Annotated in this window: 1 protein-coding gene; it reads right to left on the minus strand. The window is 68.1% G+C overall.

The window, feature by feature from the left end:
- Positions 1 to 176: 176 nt before the first annotated feature.
- On the minus strand, positions 177 to 1,277 hold the full coding sequence (locus tag AB0C20_RS36175) for an IS701 family transposase (RefSeq protein ID WP_357569720.1): 1,101 nt from the start codon (positions 1,275 to 1,277) through the stop codon (positions 177 to 179).
- Positions 1,278 to 1,366 lie beyond the last annotated feature (89 nt).

Raw genomic sequence — 1,366 nt, forward strand, 5'->3', positions numbered from 1 at the left:
TACTGCAACGGCAGTTGGTCAGGGGTAGCCGTGTCGTCGGTAGTGGCAGGTTCGGGCTTGGTGTTGGCGTCGTCGGCGCCATCGGGACCAGGCCCAGACGTGCTCTGGTGGGTGCGTTGATCGGACTGCGAGTGCGGTAAGCAGTCTTCGGATCTCCGGTACGGTGTAGCCGATCATCATGTCGTCGCCTGAGCTGGGTCCCCTTTTGCGGTAAGGGATCGGGCGACCGACAGCCAGGCGTGGGCGGCCATGGACAGGGTGATGTGGGCGTACCAGGCCCGCCAGTCACGGACCTGGTACTCGTCGAGGCCGGCTTCGTTCTTGGCCTGTTGGAAGCACTCCTCGATCGCCCACCGTGCCCCCGCGATGCGGGCCAGGTCGACCAGGCGGGTGCGGCGGGGCCCGTAACAGACGTAGTACACGATCTCCCCGGTCGTCATGCTGCGCCGGGCGAGCAGCCAATGCCCCCGGCCCGGTTGCCAGCAGATACGCACCGGCACCCGCGCCCACCAGTATTCGCGCGGGCCGTGCGCACCGGCGCCGGCGGACAGCCGGCACCACGCCCGCGCTGGCAGAGCAGCGATCAGATCGTCCGCGCGGGCCTGACCCATCGTGGTGGTGATCATGTCGTCGTTGCGGCGGGTCGCGACCACATAACCCACATCCCGGTGTTCCAACCAGACCCGCAGGGATTTCGACTGGCCGTAGGCCTCGTCCATCGTCACCCACCCGACGGGCACCCCGGCATCCAAGGCTCGGGCCAGCATCTCCCGGGCCATCTGGACCTTCGTGGCGAACTGCACCTCGTCCGGGATCCCCGCGTCCCGGCACCGATCCCGGTCATCGGTCCACGACGCCGGGAGGTAGAGCTGCCGGTCGATCAGCGCGTGTCCCTTCGCCGACCGGTAGGCCAGGAACGTCCCGACCTGGCAGTTCTCCGTCCGACCAGCGGTGCCCGAATACTGGCGCTGCACCCCGGCCGACCGGGTGCCCTTCTTCAGGAACCCGGTGTCGTCGACGATCAACACACCGTTCGGGTCGCCGAGGTGCTCGACGACGTAGTCCCGCACGTCGTCACGGACCGCGTCGACGTCCCAGTCCGCCCACCGCAGCAACCGCTGCATACCGTCCGGCGACACATCCCCGGCCTGCTCAGCCAGGGTCCAGCCATTCTTCCGGCCCAGGCCCGACACCAGGCCGCACAGGTACTGACGCACCCGCCGCCGCGGCTCCGACCGCCGAAACCTGGGCCCGATCCGGACATGCAACCGGTCCAACTCCCCGTGCCAACGATCGACATCAACGTCCGTCACAGGCAGACCAACGAACGCGAGCCGAACTCGATTCGCCTACTGCCGTTGCAGTA

Source organism: Micromonospora sp. NPDC048843, assembly GCF_040649965.1.
Taxonomy (GTDB): Bacteria; Actinomycetota; Actinomycetes; order Mycobacteriales; family Micromonosporaceae; genus Micromonospora; species Micromonospora hortensis.